General features: G+C 59.3%; 15 protein-coding genes and 2 riboswitches. Of the genes, 2 read left to right on the forward strand and 13 right to left on the reverse strand.

Annotated features, from left to right (window positions below; all coding sequences use genetic code 11):
• Positions 1–118 precede the first annotated feature (118 nt).
• The 3 genes from IEX44_RS08695 to IEX44_RS08705 form a co-directional block, all read right to left on the reverse strand.
• Positions 119–574: a DUF1090 family protein gene (locus tag IEX44_RS08695; RefSeq protein ID WP_188691885.1), complete on the reverse strand. Its 456-nt coding sequence runs from the start codon at positions 572–574 to the stop codon at positions 119–121.
• A 91-nt stretch (positions 575–665) separates the two neighbouring features.
• Entirely contained in the window at positions 666–1,931 is a 1,266-nt protein-coding gene (locus IEX44_RS08700; RefSeq protein WP_188691887.1) for a voltage-gated chloride channel family protein, read from the reverse strand.
• A 75-nt stretch (positions 1,932–2,006) separates the two neighbouring features.
• Positions 2,007–2,079: riboswitch (Fluoride riboswitch) on the reverse strand.
• Between the two features lie 27 nt (positions 2,080–2,106).
• A complete protein-coding gene (locus IEX44_RS08705) occupies positions 2,107–3,027 on the reverse strand; it encodes a LysR family transcriptional regulator (protein ID WP_188691890.1) in 921 nt (306 codons plus the stop codon).
• A gap of 107 nt (positions 3,028–3,134) precedes the next feature.
• Here IEX44_RS08705 and IEX44_RS08710 point away from each other — a divergent pair, with 107 nt between their 5' ends.
• Positions 3,135–4,151 carry a bile acid:sodium symporter family protein gene (locus tag IEX44_RS08710; protein ID WP_188691893.1) on the forward strand — a complete coding sequence of 339 codons (1,017 nt, stop codon included), beginning with the start codon at positions 3,135–3,137 and terminating at the stop codon, positions 4,149–4,151.
• A gap of 17 nt (positions 4,152–4,168) precedes the next feature.
• Here the strand turns inward: IEX44_RS08710 and IEX44_RS08715 are convergent, their stop codons facing one another.
• The 7 genes from IEX44_RS08715 to IEX44_RS08745 all read right to left on the reverse strand — a co-directional run bounded on the left by IEX44_RS08715 (position 4,169) and on the right by IEX44_RS08745 (position 12,273).
• Entirely contained in the window at positions 4,169–5,320 is a 1,152-nt protein-coding gene (locus tag IEX44_RS08715; RefSeq protein ID WP_188691896.1) for a Gfo/Idh/MocA family protein, read from the reverse strand.
• 23 nt (positions 5,321–5,343) lie between these two features.
• The gene (locus IEX44_RS08720; RefSeq protein ID WP_188691899.1) at positions 5,344–6,393 is read right to left on the reverse strand and encodes a sugar phosphate isomerase/epimerase family protein; all 1,050 of its coding nucleotides are present in this window, start codon (positions 6,391–6,393) and stop codon (positions 5,344–5,346) included.
• A 72-nt stretch (positions 6,394–6,465) separates the two neighbouring features.
• On the reverse strand, positions 6,466–7,428 hold the full coding sequence (locus IEX44_RS08725) for a substrate-binding domain-containing protein (RefSeq protein ID WP_188691902.1): 963 nt from the start codon (positions 7,426–7,428) through the stop codon (positions 6,466–6,468).
• A gap of 92 nt (positions 7,429–7,520) precedes the next feature.
• Positions 7,521–8,522 (reverse strand): ABC transporter permease, encoded by a 1,002-nt coding sequence (locus IEX44_RS08730; protein ID WP_188691903.1) that lies wholly within the window; start codon positions 8,520–8,522, stop codon positions 7,521–7,523.
• Positions 8,503–9,990, reverse strand: a complete 1,488-nt coding sequence (locus IEX44_RS08735; RefSeq protein ID WP_188691906.1) for a sugar ABC transporter ATP-binding protein — start codon at positions 9,988–9,990, stop codon at positions 8,503–8,505. The genes IEX44_RS08730 and IEX44_RS08735 overlap by 20 nt, the downstream gene beginning before the upstream one ends.
• A gap of 34 nt (positions 9,991–10,024) precedes the next feature.
• Entirely contained in the window at positions 10,025–11,053 is a 1,029-nt protein-coding gene (locus tag IEX44_RS08740; RefSeq protein ID WP_188691909.1) for a LacI family DNA-binding transcriptional regulator, read from the reverse strand.
• A 221-nt stretch (positions 11,054–11,274) separates the two neighbouring features.
• Complete coding sequence (locus IEX44_RS08745; RefSeq protein ID WP_188691912.1) at positions 11,275–12,273, reverse strand: sodium:calcium antiporter; 999 nt, start codon at positions 12,271–12,273, stop codon at positions 11,275–11,277.
• 2 nt (positions 12,274–12,275) lie between these two features.
• Positions 12,276–12,493: riboswitch (yybP-ykoY riboswitch) on the reverse strand.
• A 106-nt stretch (positions 12,494–12,599) separates the two neighbouring features.
• Between IEX44_RS08745 and IEX44_RS08755 the strand changes: the two genes are divergently transcribed.
• Complete coding sequence (locus IEX44_RS08755; protein ID WP_188691916.1) at positions 12,600–13,730, forward strand: Card1-like endonuclease domain-containing protein; 1,131 nt, start codon at positions 12,600–12,602, stop codon at positions 13,728–13,730.
• An 18-nt stretch (positions 13,731–13,748) separates the two neighbouring features.
• Here IEX44_RS08755 and IEX44_RS08760 read toward each other — a convergent pair whose 3' ends face one another.
• Genes IEX44_RS08760 through nfrB form a run of 3 tightly spaced genes read right to left on the reverse strand, consistent with a single transcriptional unit; the run spans position 13,749 to position 19,920 of the window.
• Complete coding sequence (locus IEX44_RS08760; RefSeq protein WP_188691919.1) at positions 13,749–14,645, reverse strand: DUF4434 domain-containing protein; 897 nt, start codon at positions 14,643–14,645, stop codon at positions 13,749–13,751.
• The gene (locus tag IEX44_RS08765; RefSeq protein WP_188691923.1) at positions 14,645–17,686 is read right to left on the reverse strand and encodes an NfrA family protein; all 3,042 of its coding nucleotides are present in this window, start codon (positions 17,684–17,686) and stop codon (positions 14,645–14,647) included. The genes IEX44_RS08760 and IEX44_RS08765 overlap by 1 nt, the downstream gene beginning before the upstream one ends.
• Positions 17,683–19,920 (reverse strand): cyclic di-3',5'-guanylate-activated glycosyltransferase NfrB, encoded by a 2,238-nt coding sequence (nfrB, locus tag IEX44_RS08770; protein WP_188691925.1) that lies wholly within the window; start codon positions 19,918–19,920, stop codon positions 17,683–17,685. Before nfrB ends, IEX44_RS08765 begins: the two co-directional genes overlap by 4 nt.
• Positions 19,921–19,927 lie beyond the last annotated feature (7 nt).

The following is a 19,927-nucleotide window of genomic DNA, read 5'->3' on the forward strand; positions in this document are numbered from 1 at the left end:
AGTCTTATTTCTACAAAGACTTTTGGATGTTCTTTTTATTCTATAAAGAGATAAGATGACGTATGGTTATATCAACATGCGCCACAAACCCTCGTCGGTGTGCGGCGCTGCTGATCAATCAAGCCGGTTGATGCTTCAGGGCATCAAGTTCCTGTTGGGCACGGTTGAGGTCCGTGCGGGCTTCGGCAACATCGTCTTGCGCATCCATGACCTTGCCTTGCAGTTTGCGGACCTGGCGTTCATCACCCGCAGCGCGGGCTTGGTCCAGATCGCGTTGATACCGTGCCAGTTCTTGTTGCTCTTCGGAGAGTTCGCGCTGGTTCTCAGCCACTTTGCGCTGCAGTTTGTCCAGTTTTTGGGCACGCTCTGCCGCGATGCGCTCAGGCGTGCAATAACGGTTCACTTGATCAAGCGCGGTACGCAGGCCGGCCGCCTGCTGGGTGTTGTGGTGCGCTTGGGCATAGCGCAGTTGCTGGTTGATGTGTTGCTGGCGTTCCAGACAACTGTCATCTGCCATGGCCAGCGGGCTGAACGCCACGCTGGCGAAGAGGGTGGTCGCAAGTTGTTTTTTCATGGTGTCCTGACGGTGTCAAAAGTGGGCGCCGTTCGCAAAATGTTGGCGCGATGATTTGAAAGTCCGTCAGGAGCACGCGGTGTTCCCGTAGTTATTTACTTTCGGCAATAGTGTGATGTCGCCGCCATTTGCCTTCGCCGGGCCGCTGCGCCTTGTAGATGCCGGTATTGCCGGAAAACAGCCAGGCCATCACGCAGGCACCTGCTGCATAGACGCCGATCTCGCCACCAAAGAGTTCGACCGCCATGACCGCCGAGGCGATGGGCGTATTGGCCGCACCGGCAAACACCGCCACCAGGCCCAGCGCGGCAAACAGGCCGATCGGCATATGCAGCAACGGCGCAATCACGTTGCCTAACGTCGCGCCGACATAGAACAACGGTGTGACCTCGCCGCCTTTAAAGCCACTGGCCAGTGACCAGACGGTCGCGGCACCCTTGGCCAGAAAGTCCCACGGCAACACCGGGTGCTGGAAGGCCTCCACAATCACCGGCACACCCAGACCCATATAACGTTCGGCATGCGTGATCCACATGACCAGCGCAAACACCGCGCCGCCACCCAGCGCGCGCAGCGGTGAATACGGGAAGACTTGCTTGAGGGCAGCAGTCAGCGCGTGAGTACTGCGGGCGAAAGCCATCCCGGCCAGGCCAAACAGCGCCCCGGCGATCAGCGTGGCGGCCATGTTCCAGACGGTTAATGCCGGAATCACGCCGGCCACATAGTGTGTGTGATGCGCCCCCCAGGCCAGACAGATCTGGTCGGCGGCGACGGCAGCGATCAGACATGGGAACAACGCTTCATAACGCAAACGGCCAATAGCCAGGACTTCCAGTCCGAACAAGGCACCCGCCAGTGGCACGCCGAAAATGGATGCAAAACCGGCAGACAAACCACTCATCAACAGAATGCGGCGGTTTTCCGGGGTGAGTCTGAAGATACGGGTGAGTTGATCGGCCAGGGCGCCACCCATCTGAACCGCCGTACCTTCACGGCCAACAGAGGCCCCGACGAGATGCGAAACCAGCGTACCGCCCAGCACAAACGGTGCCATACGCAGCGGGATCATCTTGCGCGGATCGTGGATTTCATCAATCAGCAGATTGTTGCCGGCTTCAACGCTGGAACCATACTTGAGGTAGATCCAGGCCACTACGAAACCGGCCAGGGGCAAGAGCGCCAGTAACCACGGGTGGGCGAGACGCGTATTGGTGCATTGATCCAGCGCCCACAAAAAGAATGCGGAAGCGCTGCCGCTGAGTGCGCCGACGATCATGGCCATGCAAGTCCAGCTCACGCTGTAAAACACGAGACCGCGCAGCTCAAGGGCAAAATGGGTAAAGGGATGGTGTTTCATCAGAGATCCGGGCAAATATTGTTATGCATATGTCCCGGATGGATAGGCGTGCCTGTCGATCAGCTCCGTTCCGGAACGTCCACAGGCATCATCAGCCCCGCAGCGACGGCCGGGCGGTTCAGGGAGGCATGCCATCTCCCGAGTGGCCAAGTATACCGAGCACATTGGCATGCGCTCAAGACACGCTGACCGGGGTTTGCGGCGGATACAACGTCGCCGCCATTTGCCGGATCAACTGCCACACCACTTGTGCAGCGGGGGAGAGCGAGCGGTTACGACGCCGTGCCAGCATGATATGGCGCGTGACGGTGGGCGTGAGTGCTCGCACCGTCAGGCCGGATTCCGCCGGCAGCGGCAACGCCAGGCGGGGCATTACGGCGATGCCGATACCGGTTTGCAGCATGTGAAACACCGTGGTCGGGTGGCCCAGTTCTTGAACCACATCACAAGTGACCGCTTGCCGCGCCAGCGCCTGATCGATCAGCGGGCGGCTGCCGGAGGCGTAATCCAGTAAAACCAGCTTCTGCCGGTCCAGGTCTTGCCAATGCACGCTGGTTTTGGCGGTCAGCGGGTGGTTTTGGGGCAGGATCAGGCAAAAAGGGTCTTCCATGATTGATTCGGTAAAGAGCTCTTCCACCTGCTGGGGCTCAACGATGACACCGAAATCTACATCACCATTGAGGACGCTGATGATGTTGGCACGCTGTACCTGGTCATGCAGTACAAGCGAAATGTGCGGGTAGCGCTGTAGTGATTGCGCCACACAGGCCGGCATCAGGTTGGCAGAAATAGTGGGGCTACTGGCCACTCGGACCCGGCCCCGGCGTTGTTCGCCGACATTGCGGGCGGCTTGCAGGGTGGTTTCCAGCTCGTCAAGCAACCGGCCGACTTCACCCACCAGGCTGGCGCCTTCTGTGGTCAGTTGGACCTCTCGCGTGGTGCGATCCAGCAGCCGGATACCGATCTCGTTTTCCAGCTCACGAATACAACGGCTGACGGCAGGCTGGGTCAGGCCGATCACATCACCGGCCCGGCTGAAATTGCGATGCTCGGCCACCGCGAGGAAGACGCGCAACTGGCGCAAAGAAACATTCATACGTTCAAATCATGAATTGATCAGATAAATGAATTTGTAGTTTATCTGCCTTTTTGTTTCAATGGTTTATCGATTCTTCAATGCCACGTGCATAACCGGACTGCATCATGAAACGCCCGCGCTTCCTGCCCGATAATTTCACCCTGGCACTGATTGCCACCGTGACGCTGGCCAGCTTTTTGCCAGTGCAGGGGCATACGGCCGTCGCGTTTGGCTGGGTGACCAATTTTGCGATCGGACTGCTGTTCTTTTTGCATGGCGCCAAACTTTCGCGAGAGGCAGTCATCGCTGGCGCGACCCACTGGCGCCTGCATGGCGTGGTCATGCTCTCTACCTTTGTGATGTTCCCGCTCATTGGTGTGGCGCTCAAACCGTTGTTGTCACCGCTGGTCACACCGGATCTTTATCTGGGCATTCTGTTTCTGTGTGCACTGCCTTCCACCGTGCAGTCATCCATCGCGTTCACTTCCATGGCCCGCGGCAATGTGCCGGCAGCCATTTGCAGTGCCTCGGCATCCAATCTGTTTGGTATTTTCCTCACGCCGGTGATTGTCGGACTGATGATCAGTGGCACGGGCAAAGCGGGGTTTTCGTTTAACTCGGTACTGAGCATTGTGGAGCAGTTGCTGGTGCCGTTTGTGGCCGGCCAGATTGCCCGCAAGTGGATTGGTGGCTGGGTGGACAAGCACAAGGCCGTGCTCAAGTACGTGGATCAGGGTTCGATCTTGCTGGTGGTGTACTCGGCCTTCAGTGAAGCGGTGGTGCAAGGTTTGTGGCACAACACGCCTGTCTCTGCGCTGGCTGCCATTGTGGTGATCAATATTGCGCTGCTGGCCGTGGTGTTGTTCCTGACTACGTGGGGCAGCCGTACCCTGGGGTTTAACAAGGAAGACGAAATCACCATCGTGTTCTGCGGCTCTAAAAAGAGCCTGGCCAGCGGGGTGCCGATTGCCAACGTGCTGTTCGCCGGCCATGCCGTGGGTGCCATCGTGCTGCCACTGATGTTGTTTCACCAGATTCAGTTGATGACGTGCGCAGTCCTCGCCCAGCGCTATGCGCGGCGCAAGAGCGAACGCATTGTTCCGCACAGCGGCACACCGGTCTCTGCGCCGGTCACCAAATAAACCACGCTAACCCTCAGCTAGCGATCGATATCGGTCCACTGGCCGTTGGCTTTGCTGCTGGCCAGTACCGCTGCAATAAACTGCATCCCCGCAACGCCATCATCCACGGTGGTCAGCAACTGGCTGACTTTGGGGATGGGCTGTCCGCTGTCCAGCGCGTTGATTTGTAGTGCGGCATCCAGATAAAGCTGGGCAAAGGCTTCCAGATACCCTTCCGGATGGCCGGGCGGCACGCGGGTGGCGTGACGGGCTTCTTCGCTATCAACCCGGCCCCGCGTCAGTTGTTGGGTGGCCCCACCCAGGGGCGTGTGCTGCAAGACATTGGGGTTTTGCTGGTCGAATGACAAACTGGCTTTGGTGCCATAGATGCGCAGGCGCAGCGCGTTTTCTTCGCCTGCTGCGACCTGGCTGGCCCACAGCATGCCGCGTGCGCCATTGGCATAACGCATCATGGCCTGGACGTGATCATCCAGTCGCCGGCCTGGTACAAAAGTATGAGCCTCGGCGCTCAGGCTGTCGGGTGTCATGCCGCTGACGTAGGCAGCCAGGTGATACGCGTGCGTGCCAATATCCCCCAGGCAACCTGCGGGTCCGGCGCGGGAAGGATCGGCCCGCCATAGCGCCTGTTTGTTGTCGGTCAGTTCCAGTGGTTCTGATAGCCAGTCTTGCGCGTATTCGACCTGAATAACCCGGATGTCCCCCAGCGCGCCGCTGGCCACCAGTTGCCGTGCGTGCCGCACCATGGGGTAACCCGAATAGGTATGTGTCAGCGCAAACAGGCGTTTTTGCTGCCGGGACAACGCTTGCAGTGCCAGTGCTTCATCTAGCGAGACGGACAACGGTTTGTCGCAGATCACATGAATGCCCGCTTGCAGAAAGGCGGTCGCGACGGGCGCATGCAGGTGATTGGGCGTGACGATGGCGACCACATCAATGCCATCCTCTCGGGCCGCTTCTGCCGTGGCCATGTGCTGGAAATCCGTGTAGCTGCGGGCCGGGTCCAGCCCCAGACTGGTGGCACTCTGATTGGCGCGGTCAGGGTCAGATGACAAGGCCGCGGCGATGAGCGTGTAGCAATCATCCAGTCGTGCCGCCATGCGGTGTACGGCGCCGATAAAGGCGCCATTGCCGCCCCCAACCATGCCCAGTTTCAAACGTGCTTGCGTCATGGCTTGCGTCCTTCGGATGTGGGTCAAAGACCCATCAGTGTGTTCAATTGGGTTTGATCGACGCCGCTGCCAGCGAAGTCATCAAATGCACGATCGGCGACGCGGATCATGTGTTCCCGGATGAATGCCGCCCCTTCGCGCGCGCCCACTTCCGGGTGTTTCAGGCAGCATTCCCACTCCAGCACGGCCCAGCCGGGAAAATCGTATTGCGCCATTTTTGAAAAGAGCGCGATGAAGTCGATCTGCCCGTCACCCAGAGACCGGAACCGCCCGGCGCGTTCCACCCAGCCGCTGTAACCGCCGTAGACACCTTGACGGCCATCGGGGCGGAACTCGGCGTCTTTCACATGAAACGCCTTGATACGCGCGTGATAGATATCCACAAACGCCAGGTAATCGAGTTGTTGCAGCACCATATGGCTGGGGTCGTACAAGATGTTGGCGCGCGGGTGCTGGCCGGTTGCATCCAGAAAACGCTCAAAAGTCACGCCGTCGTGCAGGTCTTCGCCGGGGTGAAGTTCATAGCAGACATCGACGCCTGCATCGGCAAAGGCATCCAGAATGGGCCGCCAGCGACGGGCGAGTTCTGCAAATGCGGTTTCCACCAGCCCCGCTGGCCGCTGCGGCCACGGGTAAAAATATGGCCAGGCCAGCGCGCCAGAGAACGTCACATGGGCGTTCAAACCCAGTCGTTGAGACGCCTTGGCCGCCAGCTTGAGTTGTTCGATAGCCCATGCGGTACGCGCCGTCGGGTTGCCACGCACGTGCTCTGCGGCAAAGCCGTCAAACAAGGTGTCATAGGCAGGGTGTACGGCAACCAGTTGCCCTTGCAGATGGGTAGAGAGTTCTGAAATCTGGATGCCGTAACCGGCCAGCATGCCGATCAGCTCATCACAATAGGTCTGGCTGGTGGCGGCGGTGGCAAGATCAATCAGGCGCGGGTCAGCGGGGACCTGGATGGCCTCGTAACCCAGGCTGGCTGCCCAATGCGCCAGACGCGGCAGCGTGTCAAAAGGTGGTTTGTCGCCCATGAACTGCGCCAGAAAAATCGCCGGGCCTTTGATGGTTTTCATGATGGGCTGTCCTGAAAATTCAAGAAGGCGCGGGGCTGTAAGGACCGCCCCGCGCGTCATGCATCGCCCCGCTCAGAATGGCGAGTTGGGGAAGTAAAATTGCTTGGCGTTTTCTTTGGTGATCAGGACTGACGGAATGATGGTGGTAGCAGGCAGCGCCTCGCCTTTCAGCCGTGCTTCGGCAGTGAGTTTGACGGCGTCATAGATGAATTTGGGCGAGTACGAGACATCGGCCTGGATCAGTTTGTTGCTGTCATCCAGAATCGTCTTGACCATGCCCTTGGAGCCCGCACCGCCAAACACGATCTTGATGTCCGTGCGTTTGGCCTGATCAATGGCTTTCAGTACGCCGACCGCCATATCGTCGTCCGCCGCCCAGATGGCATCGATATTCTTGAAGCGTGTCAGGTAATCCTGTGTGACCTTGAAGGCATCGTCACGATTCCAGTTGGCATATTTGGCATCCAGAATCTTGATGTCCGGATAGGCCTTCAGTACACCAGAGAATGCATCAAAACGCTCGTTATCCAGCGTGGTCGGAATGCCGCGCAAGGCGACGACATTGCCTTTGCCGTTGAGCTTTTTGGCGATGTACTCAGCGGGTAGTTTGCCAAACGCCGTGTTATCCCCGGCCACATAGGCATCTTGCGCGCTGGTATCGGTCAGGCCGCGATCCACCACCGTCACATACACGCCCTTTTTCTTCACCTGCGCGACCGGCTGCGTGAGCGAGGCCGATTCATACGGAAAGATCACCAGTGCGTTGATCTTGTTCACGGTCACCAGGTCTTGCAGCTGGTTGGCCTGTTCCGGCGCATTGGCGGCGGTTTTGACGATGATCTTCAAGCCCGGATGGGCTTTCTCAAGGTCTTTTTTTGCCTCGTTGGCCCACCACACAATGCCGCCGGTGAAGCCGTGGTCGGCCGTTGGAATGGAAACACCCAATGTGACCGGATCGGCCGCACGGGCCGGGGACGTCATCAGGGCGGCCAGCGCCAGGACACCGGCGCTCAATCCCAGGGTAAAGCGTTTCATGGTGCAGTTACTCCTCTTGGCTGGCGCGCGATGCGCCTTGTGGTCTTGCAGAGTCGCCGATGGTGCTGGCTTGCGAGCCTTATCTGGCTCAATCAATCGTTGCGGCGTCCTCTTTGCAGGAAGGCCACGACGATAATCACCGCGCCCTGAACAGCCGCGTTCAGGTACACGCTGATGATGCTGGTGAGGTTAAGAATGTTGTTGATGACAGAAAGCAGAATCGCCCCGATCACGGTGCCGATCACACGGCCTTCACCCCCTTTGAGCGCGGTGCCGCCAACCACCACGGCGGCAATGGCTTCCAGCTCCCACAACAAACCGGTGGTGGGTGTGGCAGAACCCAGGCGCGGCACGTACAACACGGTGGCCACGCCTACGCACAAGCCCAGAAAGATGTAGGTCACGATCTTGACCACATCGACCCGGATGGCGGCATAGCGCGCCACTTGTTCGTTGGAGCCAATCGCCTGCACATGTCGGCCAAAGGCCGTGCGGTTGAGGATCAACGCCCCGCCGGCAGCCATGATCAAAAACACCCAGATGGGCACCGGCACGCCCAGCAGACTGGCGTAGTACACCGGCCCGTACAGATTGTTGAGCGAATCATCCAGCGTCAGCGCGCCGCCATCCGCCAGCCAGGTGAGCACAGCGCGAAAGACGCCCAGGGTGCCCAGCGTGACAATAAAGGGCTCGATCCGTCCCTTGGTGATCAGCAAGCCATGCATCAGGCCGAACAGCGCGCCCAGAATCAGGGCCAGCACGATGCCCAGCAGCACAATCAGCAATGGCGCCATGCCACTGCCCGCCAGCTTGTTCATCAGCACGATCATGCTGCCGGCAATCAGTGCGGCCATCGAACCCACCGAGAGATCGATCCCGCCAGAGATGATCACAAACGTCATGCCGACCGCGATGATGCCGATGAAGGCCGTGCGGGTGAGCACGTTCATCATGTTGTCGATGGTAGCGAAATCGCGGTTAAGCGCCGTACCCGCCACACACAGGATGATCAGCCCGATCAGCGGCCCGACTGCCTGCAAGCGGGCCAGCCAGCGGGCGGAACGGCGCGGAGTGTCAGTGAGTGCCGGTTGCATGGGCGATCAGTTCCTCTTCGGTCAGCTGGTGCATGCCCAGCGTGGTTTGCAGCTTGCCGCCACGCATCACCGCCACGCGATGACACAGGCCGATCAGCTCGATCAGTTCACTGGAAATCACAATCACGGCGCGCCCGGCTTGCGCCAAAGCGTGGATCTGGAAGTAGATGTCCCGCTTGGCGCCCACATCGACGCCGCGGGTGGGTTCATCCAGGATGATCACCCGCGGGTCCGGATGCAGAAATTTGGCCAAAGCCAGTTTTTGCTGATTGCCGCCCGACAGCGCCCGCGCCCGTGCATCGAGGTTGCCGGTACGGATGCCGAACTCGTCTTTGGCGTGCGCCATGGCGGCGCGCTCGGCGTTCAGGTCCAGCAGCGGGTGGGCGTAGTGATCCAGCATCAGCATGGTCAGGTTCTGCGCCAGGCCCATGCTCACGTGCAGGCCTTTGCCTTTGCGGTCTTCGCTCAGGTAGGTCACGCCCAGTTTCACTGCTTGTTGAGGGGTGTTGAGGCTGACGGGTTGGCCATTCATGCTGACCGCACCACTGCTGCGTTTGCGCAGACCCAGCAAACCTTCGAAGGTCTCGGTACGGCCCGCGCCGACCAGCCCCGCAAAGCCAAGGATCTCTCCTGAGCGAACCTCAAACGAAATGTCTTCGGACCAGCCAGGTACGCTCAGATCACTTACAGCCAGCGCGACAGGCGCATCCGGCGCTGGCGGCGTTTTGTCGGGGAACATGTCAGACAATTCGCGCCCGACCATCAGATTGGCCATTTGCTGACGGCTCAGGCTCTCTGTTGGCGCCCGCGTGATAAAGCGGCCATCACGCATCACGACGATTTCATCGGTGATGGCTTCAATCTCGTCGAGCTTGTGCGAGATATAAACCAGCGTGACGCCATCGGCTTTCAGTTGCCGCATCAACCCGAACAACCGTTGGGTTTCAGTCGGCGTGAGTGTGGCCGTGGGTTCATCCATGATCAGCACGCGGGCGTGGCGCGAGAGCGCGCGAGCAATTTCAACCAGCTGTTTTTCAGCCACGATCAGATTGCGTACTGGCGTATCCGGGTTCACCACCAGCCCCACTTGCTTGAGGTAATGCGCGGATTCCTCACGCATGGTGCGGTCATCCAGCAGCCAGCCTTTGCGTTTTTCATGACCCAGAAAAATGTTCTGTGCCACGGTCAGATGCTCTGCCAGGTTGAACTCCTGGTGAATCAGCACCACGCCTTCGCTTTCCGCCTGGCGCGATGATTTGAAGCTGACCAGACGGTCATCCAGATGGATTTCTCCGGCACTGGCATGCTCATAGCCAGAGAGGATTTTCATCAGCGTGGATTTGCCTGCGCCGTTCTCGCCCAGTACACCGTAAATGCGACCGGGCGGCAGCTCAAAGCTCACCCCGTGCAGCACGCGCACCGGGCCGAAATCCTTGTAAATTTCATCAAACCGTACTGAAACACTCATGATCGAGCCTGTTCTGGTTGATCCGGACTGTCTGTTACGTCGTCTGACTGCTTTGTCGTACTACGAGCTGATGAGCCAGCAATAAACCCGGCACGTTCTGTTCCGGCTGCGCCAGCCGTTGCAACAACAAGCGCGCTGCGGTCATGCCCAGTTCACGCATGGGTTGCGCGATGGTGGTCAGCGCCGGTTCTACCTGCGCCGCTAGCGCGATGTTGTCGAACCCCACCACCGCCACATCGTGCGGCACCCTTTTTCCGGCTGTCCGTAAACCGGCCAGTACGCCAATGGCCAGCGTGTCTGACACCGCAAAAATGGCGGTAGGCGGCTTGGCACGTTGCATGAGGGCCTGCGCCGCGCGGTTGCCCGTGTCGTAATCCAGTCCGGCTACGTTTACGCACCAGTCCGGTTCCGGCGTAATTCCCCGGCCAGTGAGTGCATCGATCCAGCCTTGCTTGCGCTGCCGTGCATACAGCCAGGTTTCATCTGAGTTGATCAACGCGACATGACGATGACCCTGCATCAGCAAATGCGTGACCGCGTCATACGCGGCGCGGCGGTTATCAATGCCGACGTAGGGCACCGCCACGCCTGGATCAAATTCGCAGCACGCCACCCAGGGCAATCCTGGCGAGGCTTCTATCAATGCGTGCTGCACGGTATCCGGATCAAGGCAGATTGCGCCGTCCGCCCGCCGCCGCTGCAGCAACTCGAAGTAACTTTGCTCCCGACCGCTATCGGCGCCGGTATCGCACAACAGCACAAAATAGTTGTGCTCCCGCGCCACCGCATCAATGCCGCGTACGATCTCCGCATAAAACGGGTTGCCGACATCAGGCACCAGGGTGAGTAGCAAGCGGCTTTCTGCGGTACGCAGATTGCGCGCCAGTTCATTGATGCGATAACCCAGTGCATTCACTGACGCCATGACCTTGTCGCGCGTGGCCGGTTTGACCACGGACTGGCCGTTGAGCACCCGCGATACGGTCGCGACAGATACACCCGCATGCGCCGCTACGGCAGAGATCGAAACGGTCTGAGGCGTATCTGATGCACGCTGCGGCATGGATTTTTCTGTTGAATGTAATCGATTACATTTCTAGAAGGCATGCTTGCCGGATACAAGAAGTTTCGATGGTGCAGTGCAAAGGGGGAAGGGGGATACCACTGTGGCAATAGGTGTCAGCGCCTGGCGGCGCGGTGGTTTTGATACCCGCCACCGCGGGTATCAAATGCCCTTAAAAAAACCCGCACAGCCAGGCGCTAGCACCCGCATTTCAATACCGCTTACCCATAAAAATGCACCCCCACATAAACCGCAAACGCCAGATACAACCCCCCCACCATCACGAGCCGGCTGCAATCCACCTGCCCGCGGCGGAAGATGTTCCACAAAAACACAATCGCTGCAGCGGTGATCAAGCCAGACACCAGCAGCGGTGCATCAAACATCCACGGTGTGAAGAAGATACCCAGCGCGCTGGGAATGGTCGCCTGGATCATCATGGCGCCAGAGATATTGGCCAGTGCCAGCCGCTCTTTACCCTGGCGCACCCAGATCAGTGTGTTCATGATTTCCGGCAGCTCGGTCGCTACCGGGCTGAGTAACAACGCAACAATATGCGGGGCGATGCCGAACGCAATGCCGATGGTCTCCAGCTGTGCCACAAAGGTGTGTGAAGCTACGGCGATGACACCCAGCGCAACCAGCGACTGAAACGCGGCCCAGCCCATGGTGGCGTCGTTCGGGCGGAACTTCAGCGGTTCCAGTTCTTCTTCTTCCGGTGCGGTGTCGGCCGCGTTGATTTCACGCCAGACATAAAGCGCATAGGCGGCCAGGAACAACACGCCAAGCCACGGTTTGATGGCAAAGGCAACAAGACCAAGGGCCACTTTGAAAACGAAGATGGACAAGAACGACAACTGGTCACCGGCCAGCCGTTGGCTATCAACCTGCACGGTGCGATCAGGCCTGCCCAGGCGCCGGCGATTCAGCCACAGAGCGCCGCCAACCACGGCGTAGGCGACGGTCGCCAGCACCAGCGGACCACCCATGGCCGCCCCGACACCAATATCTTTGGCTTTGTCGGTCTGACCGAAAACCACGGCGGTAAAGGTGACGGCGCTTTCAGGCAAGGCAGTGCCAAACGCGGCCAGTACGGTACCGACGGCGGTGGCGCCCAGTTTCATGTGGCGGCCGCACCATTCAATGCCGTTCACGAAGTATTCACAGGCCAGGTAAATGGCGAGCGCGGATGCAAAAAACAAGATGATTGTGAGGAGCATGAGAGCACGCACGGCCGGGCAAGCAAGATATACCAATGGCGCAACGATACGGCTTGCCCGGCGTGGCAAAGCGCATCGTGGCCAAAGGTCTCGCCGGGCAACCGGGTGGAGAACCCGGTACTGATCACGCCATGAAGCAGGGCTTCAAGTTTGTTGACGTGACCTCTTCTCTGACAGGCATCAGCCTGCAGGAAGATAGCTACTCCCCAATGACAACGGAGCGGATTGTACATCGTTTGTCGCATCAAGCAACCGTGTAAGCGACATTGGGCATTTTGCGATATATGCTTTGGCAGCCCCGCAGCCTGCCAAGGATACCCAGCCCGATGCACCGCCATCTGATCGCATTTGCTGACGCACCTGAACCTGATCTGATCACCCCCGCGCTGGATCAGCGTTTCAAGATCCGCAATGTCACGCTGCTGGCAGATGCCACGCATATCGAGCGTGCCAACTACATGGCCAGTGTTTGCCGGGAGGCCAATCTGCATACGTCAGTGATGCCGATCCCGCATGGCTGGCACCCGGAGCCGATCCGCGTACGCCTCAAGGAAATCATCGCCGGTGGCGAGTTGCCGTACGTGTTCAACTTGTCTGGTGCCAATCCGATCCACAGCGCTATTGCGCATGAAGTAGCGCTGGGGCATCAGGTGCCGGCGTTTGTGGTGAACCCGTCCAGCGACCAGATTCACTGGCTGGCATATCCACCGCATGATTTGCCCAGCGATGATGGCAACGTGGAAGACCGGCTGACACTGGAAAGCTACTTTGCGGTGTATGGCATCGGTATTGTTTCGTGTAGCCGTCGTTTGCATCGGCCCAAGGCACAGATGGATGCCGCGGCCGATGTGCTGGCGCATTTGTCGGTGGATCACCCGGAGTTGATCAACAAGCTCAATGGTGTGTGTTCACTTTTGACCAGTGAACACGAAACCCGCCTGCCGATTCCCAATGAACCAGCGCTGATCTCTGCATTGCGCGCTACCGGTCTGTGCCAGATCCTGCCGGATTTACGTCTGAAGCTGGATCAGTTTGACGCGCGCCAGTTTCTGGGAGGCGGCTGGTTTGAGTTGTGGTTGTTGCGGCAGGTCGAAACGCTGGTGGGTGATTTACCCATTCAGGACGCCGCAGCCAGTGTGCGGGTGAGCTTGCCCAACGGGGTGTCCAATGAATTCGATGTGGTCATTTTGTGCAACAACCACCTCTATGTGATTGAAGCCAAAACCATCAATGCCGGTATGGCCGACAAGGGCGTGGGGCTGACCACGCTGTTCAAGCTCGACAGCGTGTCTGGCCTGGGCGGTATGCGGGCAGAAGCCATGCTGGCCAGTTTGTCCTTGCCCACGCTGCGCGAAGCCAGTCGCGCCCAGGCCCAGGAGATCGCCATTGTGGCGGGCGATGAGCTCACTAGTGTGCAGGCACGCCTGCGCGAGTGGCTGGCCCAGACCGACTCCTGATCGTGCTCCGAACCCGGCCTAATGCGGCAAGGCAGGATCAATAAAGGGCAGATAGCGTAAAGAGAAAAACAGGCTATCGCCCTGACACGCCGCGCGTTGTTGCAACATCGTGCGTACTTCTTCGGCGGGCCGGCGTTCGGCCTGGAAGGCTTCATCGGTGCCGGTCTGGCGGAAAATCTCATACACCACGCCCTGCGCCGACGGCCTGGCGCAGTCAGCCAGCGCGTTCAGATACGCGCCGCGCTCTGCGACGTTGAGTTTGCCGGTGCCCGCCCCATCCTGAATCCACAGTTTCACACCGCTTTGCAATGTCACCTGACCGACCATCTCGGCGTATTGCTGTGGCGCCATATGCCCGGCAAAGAAACTGCTGGCGTACACCGGTTTGTCGGCCTGCTGCCGGATCAGTTTGCTGGCGCGGATCAGCCAGCCATTCAGGCTGGTGCGCGCTTCGTTGTCACGCCAACGCACATCGTCAATTTCCAGGGGTAAATACCAGCCACTGATCGCATCCGTCCCCAGGCGCTTCACCCAGTACTGCGCCAGCGCGGCATCGGCGTAGGCGTGGCTGCGAAAATAGGTGTCCAGAATGCGCACCGGCTGTTGCTGGCGGATGAAAAAGTCTGGATCGCCGTTGAGACCAATTACCAGGTGCAACCCTGCCGCACGGGCGTTGACCATGCGTGCGGCCAGCCAGTCTTTGTCTTGCGGTGCGGCGAAAGCGTCGCCATTTTGGGTCCACTGGATCACCAGCGTATCAAATCCCGCACCGCGCACACTGCTGAAGATGCCAGGCCAGGAGGCGTCCGGAACGCCTTGGTCGCGTGTTTGCGGCTGGTAGAACAAAGCGGTCATGGCGTTGGCCGTGGCGGACAGGCAGAGCAAAGCCAGCAGGGCGAGTCGGGCGGCGCGCATTACCACAGTCCTCCAAAGGTCAGAAACACGGTGTTGTCTTCGTTCAGATAGGTGTTGAACGCATGCTGGAATTCCAGCCCCACGCTGATCTTGCTGGGGTAGGCGTCGTAGCGTTTTTCGCCGTACCAGTAGTTCCAGCGCACGCCCAGGCCTGCGCGGACGTCGCGGCTGTAGGCGTGCTGATCGATCAGGTTGTACTGGAAGTGCGTATACGGTTCGATGGTCTGACCGCGCTCGAGTTTCTGGTGGTAACTCACGCGGTAGTCAGCGGTGGCCGCGGTACGTTCCTGATGCAGGTAATACGCGGCATCCAGATACAGGTTCTGCGCCACCCAGCCGGTTCCGGATTCATGCCAGTCATCGCTGAACTTGCCGTCATTCAAGAGTGACGCGCTGGCGCGGAACATGAAGTCAGAAACGGTATCGCGGCTGCGATCAATCGGCGTCTGGTATTCGGCAGCCAGAAAAAACGTCCAGTCGCGGAAGGGTTTCCAGCGCAGGCCAGTGCCCAGCATGGGGGAGTAGATGGGCAGCGCCTGATAGCTGTCGTTGTCATTGCCACTGCCTGCAAAGACGCGGGCGTAAGCTTCCAGTGTTTTGCCATCGCGAATGGCCGGGTCGCCCAGGCGGTAATCGGCCTCGACCTGAGAGTAGCTGCGGTAGGCATTGCCTGGTTCGGGCGCATTGGCAATAGAGCCCGCGTTGGTGCCGGCAAACGCGCCGGCAGAAAAGCTCCAGCGCCGGCCCAGGTCTTCGTGCAGGCGCTTGAAACCAAATTCTTCGTCCCGTTCGTGATCACTGCGCTCGCCGTACGGAACGGTTTCATACCAATCAATCACATCACGCGCATAGGCGCGGGCGGCCGGGTTGTCTGCCATGCGCTGACTGCTATAGACCAGCTGCTGGGTAATGCCGATATCGTCCGGATAGGTCTCGCGGGCATTTTCCAGTGCCGCGCGAGAATGAGGGGCGTCGCCGGCAAACCAGTAGGCATAACCCAGGGAGGCTTGCAGATCAGAGTCATCCGGCGTCAGGACTTCGGCTTTTTTCAGTGAGGCGACTGCTTCGGTGTATTGCTTGTCGGCACTTTGCAGGGTGGCGAGCCGGACGTAATAACGTGCGTCTTCGCGGGAGGCGATCGCGCGTTCCAGCGCGGCACGTTCCTCTGCCGGGGTGGTGGCATCCTGTGCGCGCAACCACCAGTATTCGTCATCACGGACCGCACCGCGCTCTTCGTAGCTGTCCAGCCAGGTTCTGGCGGCTGGTTTGTCGCCTGCGGCCAGCGCGGTGGTCGCCGCGGAGATCATTTCAGCTGGCATCAGGTCATCCATATTGATGGCTTGCCATGCCTGCAATGCAGTCGGGTAGTCCTGGCTGGCGAACGCGGCATACGCCAGTGCGCGGCGCGCGTAGCCGTCGTCTTCCCGCTTCAACGCTTGCTCATAGCTGTACTGTGCCAGGCCGGGCTGATCAGGCATGTAGCAATTGCCCAGACGCATCCAGTCGTCGTGGCTGTAGCCCGGTGAGAGATCGCCCAGCAAGTCATGCACCTTGCTGCAATCCTGCAGCCCGGCGAACACTGCCGCCTGGTGGCCACGCTGACCCAGTGTGGACAACGGGTTGGCCAGCACGGCGCGCTCTGCGTCGGTCAGCAGGCCGGGGTTATCGTTGACCAGGCCGGCCAGCCGTTGCAGCAAAATGCGGCGGCGGGTGGGTTTGGCCTCTTCAAACGGGTAGAACTGCAGCAAGAGATGCAGTGCTTGCTGCTGGCCACCTGCTGCAATCAACTGGTAACTGAGCGAATCAAGCAAAGCGGAATCGCCGCCGCTGCGGTCGATCAACGCCGTGGCTTGTTTGCCGGCCGTGTCGAGCTGATTGGCTTTCAGGCTCAGCGTAAAACGTTCTTGCAACATCTCCGTTGCCGGGAGTTGTTCCAGCAGACGTTGCGCGCCGTTGTCATCTCCCTGCGCCAGCAAGAGCGGCACCAGGATTTTGGCTTGATCTTGCCGATTGACGGAAAATACCGGCGTGTAGTCTGCAAAAAGCCGGTTGTTGTCGGCAGATGCCTGCTGGAGCAGGTTCATCCATTGTCGTTCCACTTCGGGGCTCTGGAACTTCGGGCGCTTATCGCGTTGATAGCGCGCCAGTGTAGCGGTATCACCGCGTTGTGCCAGCGCCTGCGCATAGGCAAGTTGATCGCGCGGGCTTGTCGTACCGGCCTGACTCAGCAGCTTTTCGGCCTCGCCTAACCGACCTTGGGCCAGCAGCAGGTTGATCCACTGGCTACGCTCGTTTACGGTCAACTGGCTGTTGGTATTGAGGATGGCCAGTTGATTGAGCGCGCGATCGGTATCACGCAGGTAGATGGCCCGTTGTACTAGCGCATGTCGCAGTGCAATGCCTTCGGGCGTGGCTGCAAAATCGGCGTCATCCAGTTCTTTTTGCGCGTCAGCAAGCTTGCCCAGTCGCAGGGCTGCATGGCCGGCAATGGCCTTGCAGATCGGCGTCGGGGCGCTCTGGCAATCGCCCCCTGCAGGTGGCGGGACCATGTTGGGCGAGGTGGATTCAGCGTTGCTGACCACCGCAGGCTGTGGTTCGGACTGGCGCGGGGTGGTGTCGGCAGTGGCCTGAGCCGATGCGGCGTCTTCAGGTGGCGCGGCCATGGTTTGCGTACCTTGCACAACGGCCAGTGCGGACACAATCCGCACATCGCGCGGATTGGCTTTTTGAGCTTTGTCCAGGACGAGCATGGCTTGATCCGGCTGGCCGTTACGCTGATAGGCTTCGGCCAGATAAAGCGCGAGCGTAGCGTTGTTCGGTGCCAGTTTGAGGGCTGCGGCAAACTCGGTGATGGCGCCGTTGGCGTCGCCGCGTTGCTGCAGACTGAATGCCTTTTGCAAGTGCGGGTAAATGATAAAACGGCGATAACTGCTGACCTCGCTGCCCAGATCCACCTGTTGTGCCGCATCAGTAGCGGCCAGCACCGGGGTGGCGAGGGCAAGGGCGAGCAGGGCGGGTAACACGCGGAGTCTGGTTTTCATGCGGCAGTGGAACGGATCTGTTTGAGACTGGATGCCTCCACGCCGGCTTCAAGCAACAGCGCTGGCATGGTGGATTGCAATTCGTGCTGCAAATGGAGTGCCTGCTGCAGGATTTCGGCACTGATCACGCCCTGCCCGACCAGAAACTCGCCCAAACTCTCGGACGTGCGTTCATGTCGTAGCAGCAAGGCTTTTAGTGCAGCTGCATCGATATGCCCCAACGACATCAGGATTTCCGCAAACAGCACTTGCTGGTGCACATAGCGCTGCCAAAGCTGGCTGGCGGGTTCGGCCGTCATCAAGCCGGCGCGCAACGTGGCATCCAGCAAACCGCGTGGATCTTCCTGGGTGTAGGGGACGTACCAGTGCCGCAGGCCGACCGTCACTTCACCCCGCAGCGCAATCACGTAGTTCACCGGGCGAGCCAGCTTGCGCGACAGCGCGGCCAATGAGACCGGGTCAATGTCTGACTCACTGGCGACCACCAGCAATTTGTTTTCTTCCCGGACCGGCAAAATGGCGTAGTGCAAAGCCACACTGGCCGGGATCAATTTGATCAAGGCGGGTTTGAGTTGCCAGGCGTCGACGGATTCGACCTTCACATGACTTTGCGTTGCCACAGCGTGGGCCAGTTGTTCCGCGCTGATCCAGCTTTTATGGACCAGCCAACTACCCAGTTTCAAACCCTCGGCGCGGTGGTGAGCCAGCGCAGTGGCCAGCTGTGTTTCGGTGATTGCACCTTGTTCAATAAGGATGCTGCCCAGCGGTCGGCGAGCTCGGTTTTCGCCACCCACACTAGGGAAATCATGCGTGGTTTTGTCCCAGGCCACCCGGCGCGGATCGCCTTGGGCAATGATCTGGCTGAGCGCACGCCAGTTGGCAAGAAAATTGATGACGTTGCCCCAGAACAGCCGCGGGATCGCCATCAGACCCTGGCCTATACCGTAATAGGCGGTGACAAAGATGATCCGCTGCAGCATGCGGTTGGCCATCAGGAAAAAGTTGATCCATAGCAGCAGCACCAGCCAGTGATCGCCCTCAAAGATAGAAAGGAAGCGATAGGCATCCGGCCAGCAATGCTGGTAGAGCCATAATGCAGAAAGCTGGATCAGGATCAGCGAAGCGATAAAGCTCACGAAGTTGCTGATGGCGCCTTTGCGGTCGCGCCACAAAAAATAGTTAAGCGTCATGTTGCGTGTCCAGCCATGGGTCTTGAACCCCTGGTAGACAATGCCGATGATCCAGCGCGACTTTTGCCGTACCGCCGTCTGGAGCGTATCCGGAAAATACTCGCGGACGCAGATCACCGTGGAATCGCGCGCGGTTTGACCCAGCAAGCGGCGGGCGATGCCGGGTTTTTTGTCATCCCGCAAAACCGGGAAGCGCACGAAGACTTCTTCCATCCCTTTGGCTTTGAGACGAAAACCGATGTCATAGTCTTCCGTCAGGCTTTGTACATCAAAGGCAATACCATCCCCTTCGGCCAGCAGGGCGATCACCGCGCGGCGGCTGAAACATGTACCAACACCGGCGCTGGGCACCTGGCCAGCCACTGCCTCACGCACCGGGACGTCCTTGCCATGCAGTTCGGCAAATTCATCCAGATAAGACAGACTCGTGAAATTGGTCCAGTGCCGCTCAAACGGGTAGACCGGAATCTGGATCAGGTCTTTGCGCCCGACCAGGTAGTTGAAGAGGCGCAATTCCATGTCGGAAATCACATCTTCGGCATCGTGCAAGATGAACCCGGCAAACTCGAAACTGGCGCGCCGCTCAAACTGCAAAATGGCATCAAGCACGTTATTCAGGCAGTCAGCTTTGCTGGTGGGGCCGGGGCGGGCGCACACCACTTTATGCACATTGGGGAACCGTGCGCAGACCTCATCCACATCGCGCTGGGTATCCGGGTCATTGGGATATGTGCCGACAAAGATGTGGTAGTTCTCGTAGTCGAGCGTGGTCGCGGCCAGTTCGGCCATCTGGCCGATCACCCCTGTCTCGTGCCATGCCGGCACCATGATTGCCAGCGGCTTTTCATCGGGCTCGTAGAGCGCGGTGTAATCCAGTCGCCGGTGTTCCTGGTAAATGGTGACCCAGCGCCAGAAGCGGCGGCACCAGTACACAACGTCAATGAACAAATCGTCGATACCGCTGACCAGCATCATCACGGCCACGGTAATGGCGATCAGTTTGAGCCCATACAGATACGTGGAAAAAATATCCAGCAATGACATGGTTTAT

This window comes from Silvimonas amylolytica, assembly GCF_014645555.1.
GTDB classification, from domain to species: domain Bacteria; phylum Pseudomonadota; class Gammaproteobacteria; order Burkholderiales; family Chitinibacteraceae; genus Silvimonas; species Silvimonas amylolytica.

What these genes read in the sequence shown, in the direction of transcription:
- IEX44_RS08695 (WP_188691885.1), bottom strand. Translation starts at nt 574, where the DNA reads ATGAAAAAACAACTTGCGACCACCCTCTTCGCCAGCGTGGCGTTCAGC.
- IEX44_RS08700 (WP_188691887.1), bottom strand. Translation starts at nt 1,931, where the DNA reads ATGAAACACCATCCCTTTACCCATTTTGCCCTTGAGCTGCGCGGTCTC.
- IEX44_RS08705 (WP_188691890.1), bottom strand. Translation starts at nt 3,027, where the DNA reads ATGAATGTTTCTTTGCGCCAGTTGCGCGTCTTCCTCGCGGTGGCCGAG.
- IEX44_RS08710 (WP_188691893.1), top strand. Translation starts at nt 3,135, where the DNA reads ATGAAACGCCCGCGCTTCCTGCCCGATAATTTCACCCTGGCACTGATT.
- IEX44_RS08715 (WP_188691896.1), bottom strand. Translation starts at nt 5,320, where the DNA reads ATGACGCAAGCACGTTTGAAACTGGGCATGGTTGGGGGCGGCAATGGC.
- IEX44_RS08720 (WP_188691899.1), bottom strand. Translation starts at nt 6,393, where the DNA reads ATGAAAACCATCAAAGGCCCGGCGATTTTTCTGGCGCAGTTCATGGGC.
- IEX44_RS08725 (WP_188691902.1), bottom strand. Translation starts at nt 7,428, where the DNA reads ATGAAACGCTTTACCCTGGGATTGAGCGCCGGTGTCCTGGCGCTGGCC.
- IEX44_RS08730 (WP_188691903.1), bottom strand. Translation starts at nt 8,522, where the DNA reads ATGCAACCGGCACTCACTGACACTCCGCGCCGTTCCGCCCGCTGGCTG.
- IEX44_RS08735 (WP_188691906.1), bottom strand. Translation starts at nt 9,990, where the DNA reads ATGAGTGTTTCAGTACGGTTTGATGAAATTTACAAGGATTTCGGCCCG.
- IEX44_RS08740 (WP_188691909.1), bottom strand. Translation starts at nt 11,053, where the DNA reads ATGCCGCAGCGTGCATCAGATACGCCTCAGACCGTTTCGATCTCTGCC.
- IEX44_RS08745 (WP_188691912.1), bottom strand. Translation starts at nt 12,273, where the DNA reads ATGCTCCTCACAATCATCTTGTTTTTTGCATCCGCGCTCGCCATTTAC.
- IEX44_RS08755 (WP_188691916.1), top strand. Translation starts at nt 12,600, where the DNA reads ATGCACCGCCATCTGATCGCATTTGCTGACGCACCTGAACCTGATCTG.
- IEX44_RS08760 (WP_188691919.1), bottom strand. Translation starts at nt 14,645, where the DNA reads ATGCGCGCCGCCCGACTCGCCCTGCTGGCTTTGCTCTGCCTGTCCGCC.
- IEX44_RS08765 (WP_188691923.1), bottom strand. Translation starts at nt 17,686, where the DNA reads ATGAAAACCAGACTCCGCGTGTTACCCGCCCTGCTCGCCCTTGCCCTC.
- nfrB (WP_188691925.1), bottom strand. Translation starts at nt 19,920, where the DNA reads ATGTCATTGCTGGATATTTTTTCCACGTATCTGTATGGGCTCAAACTG.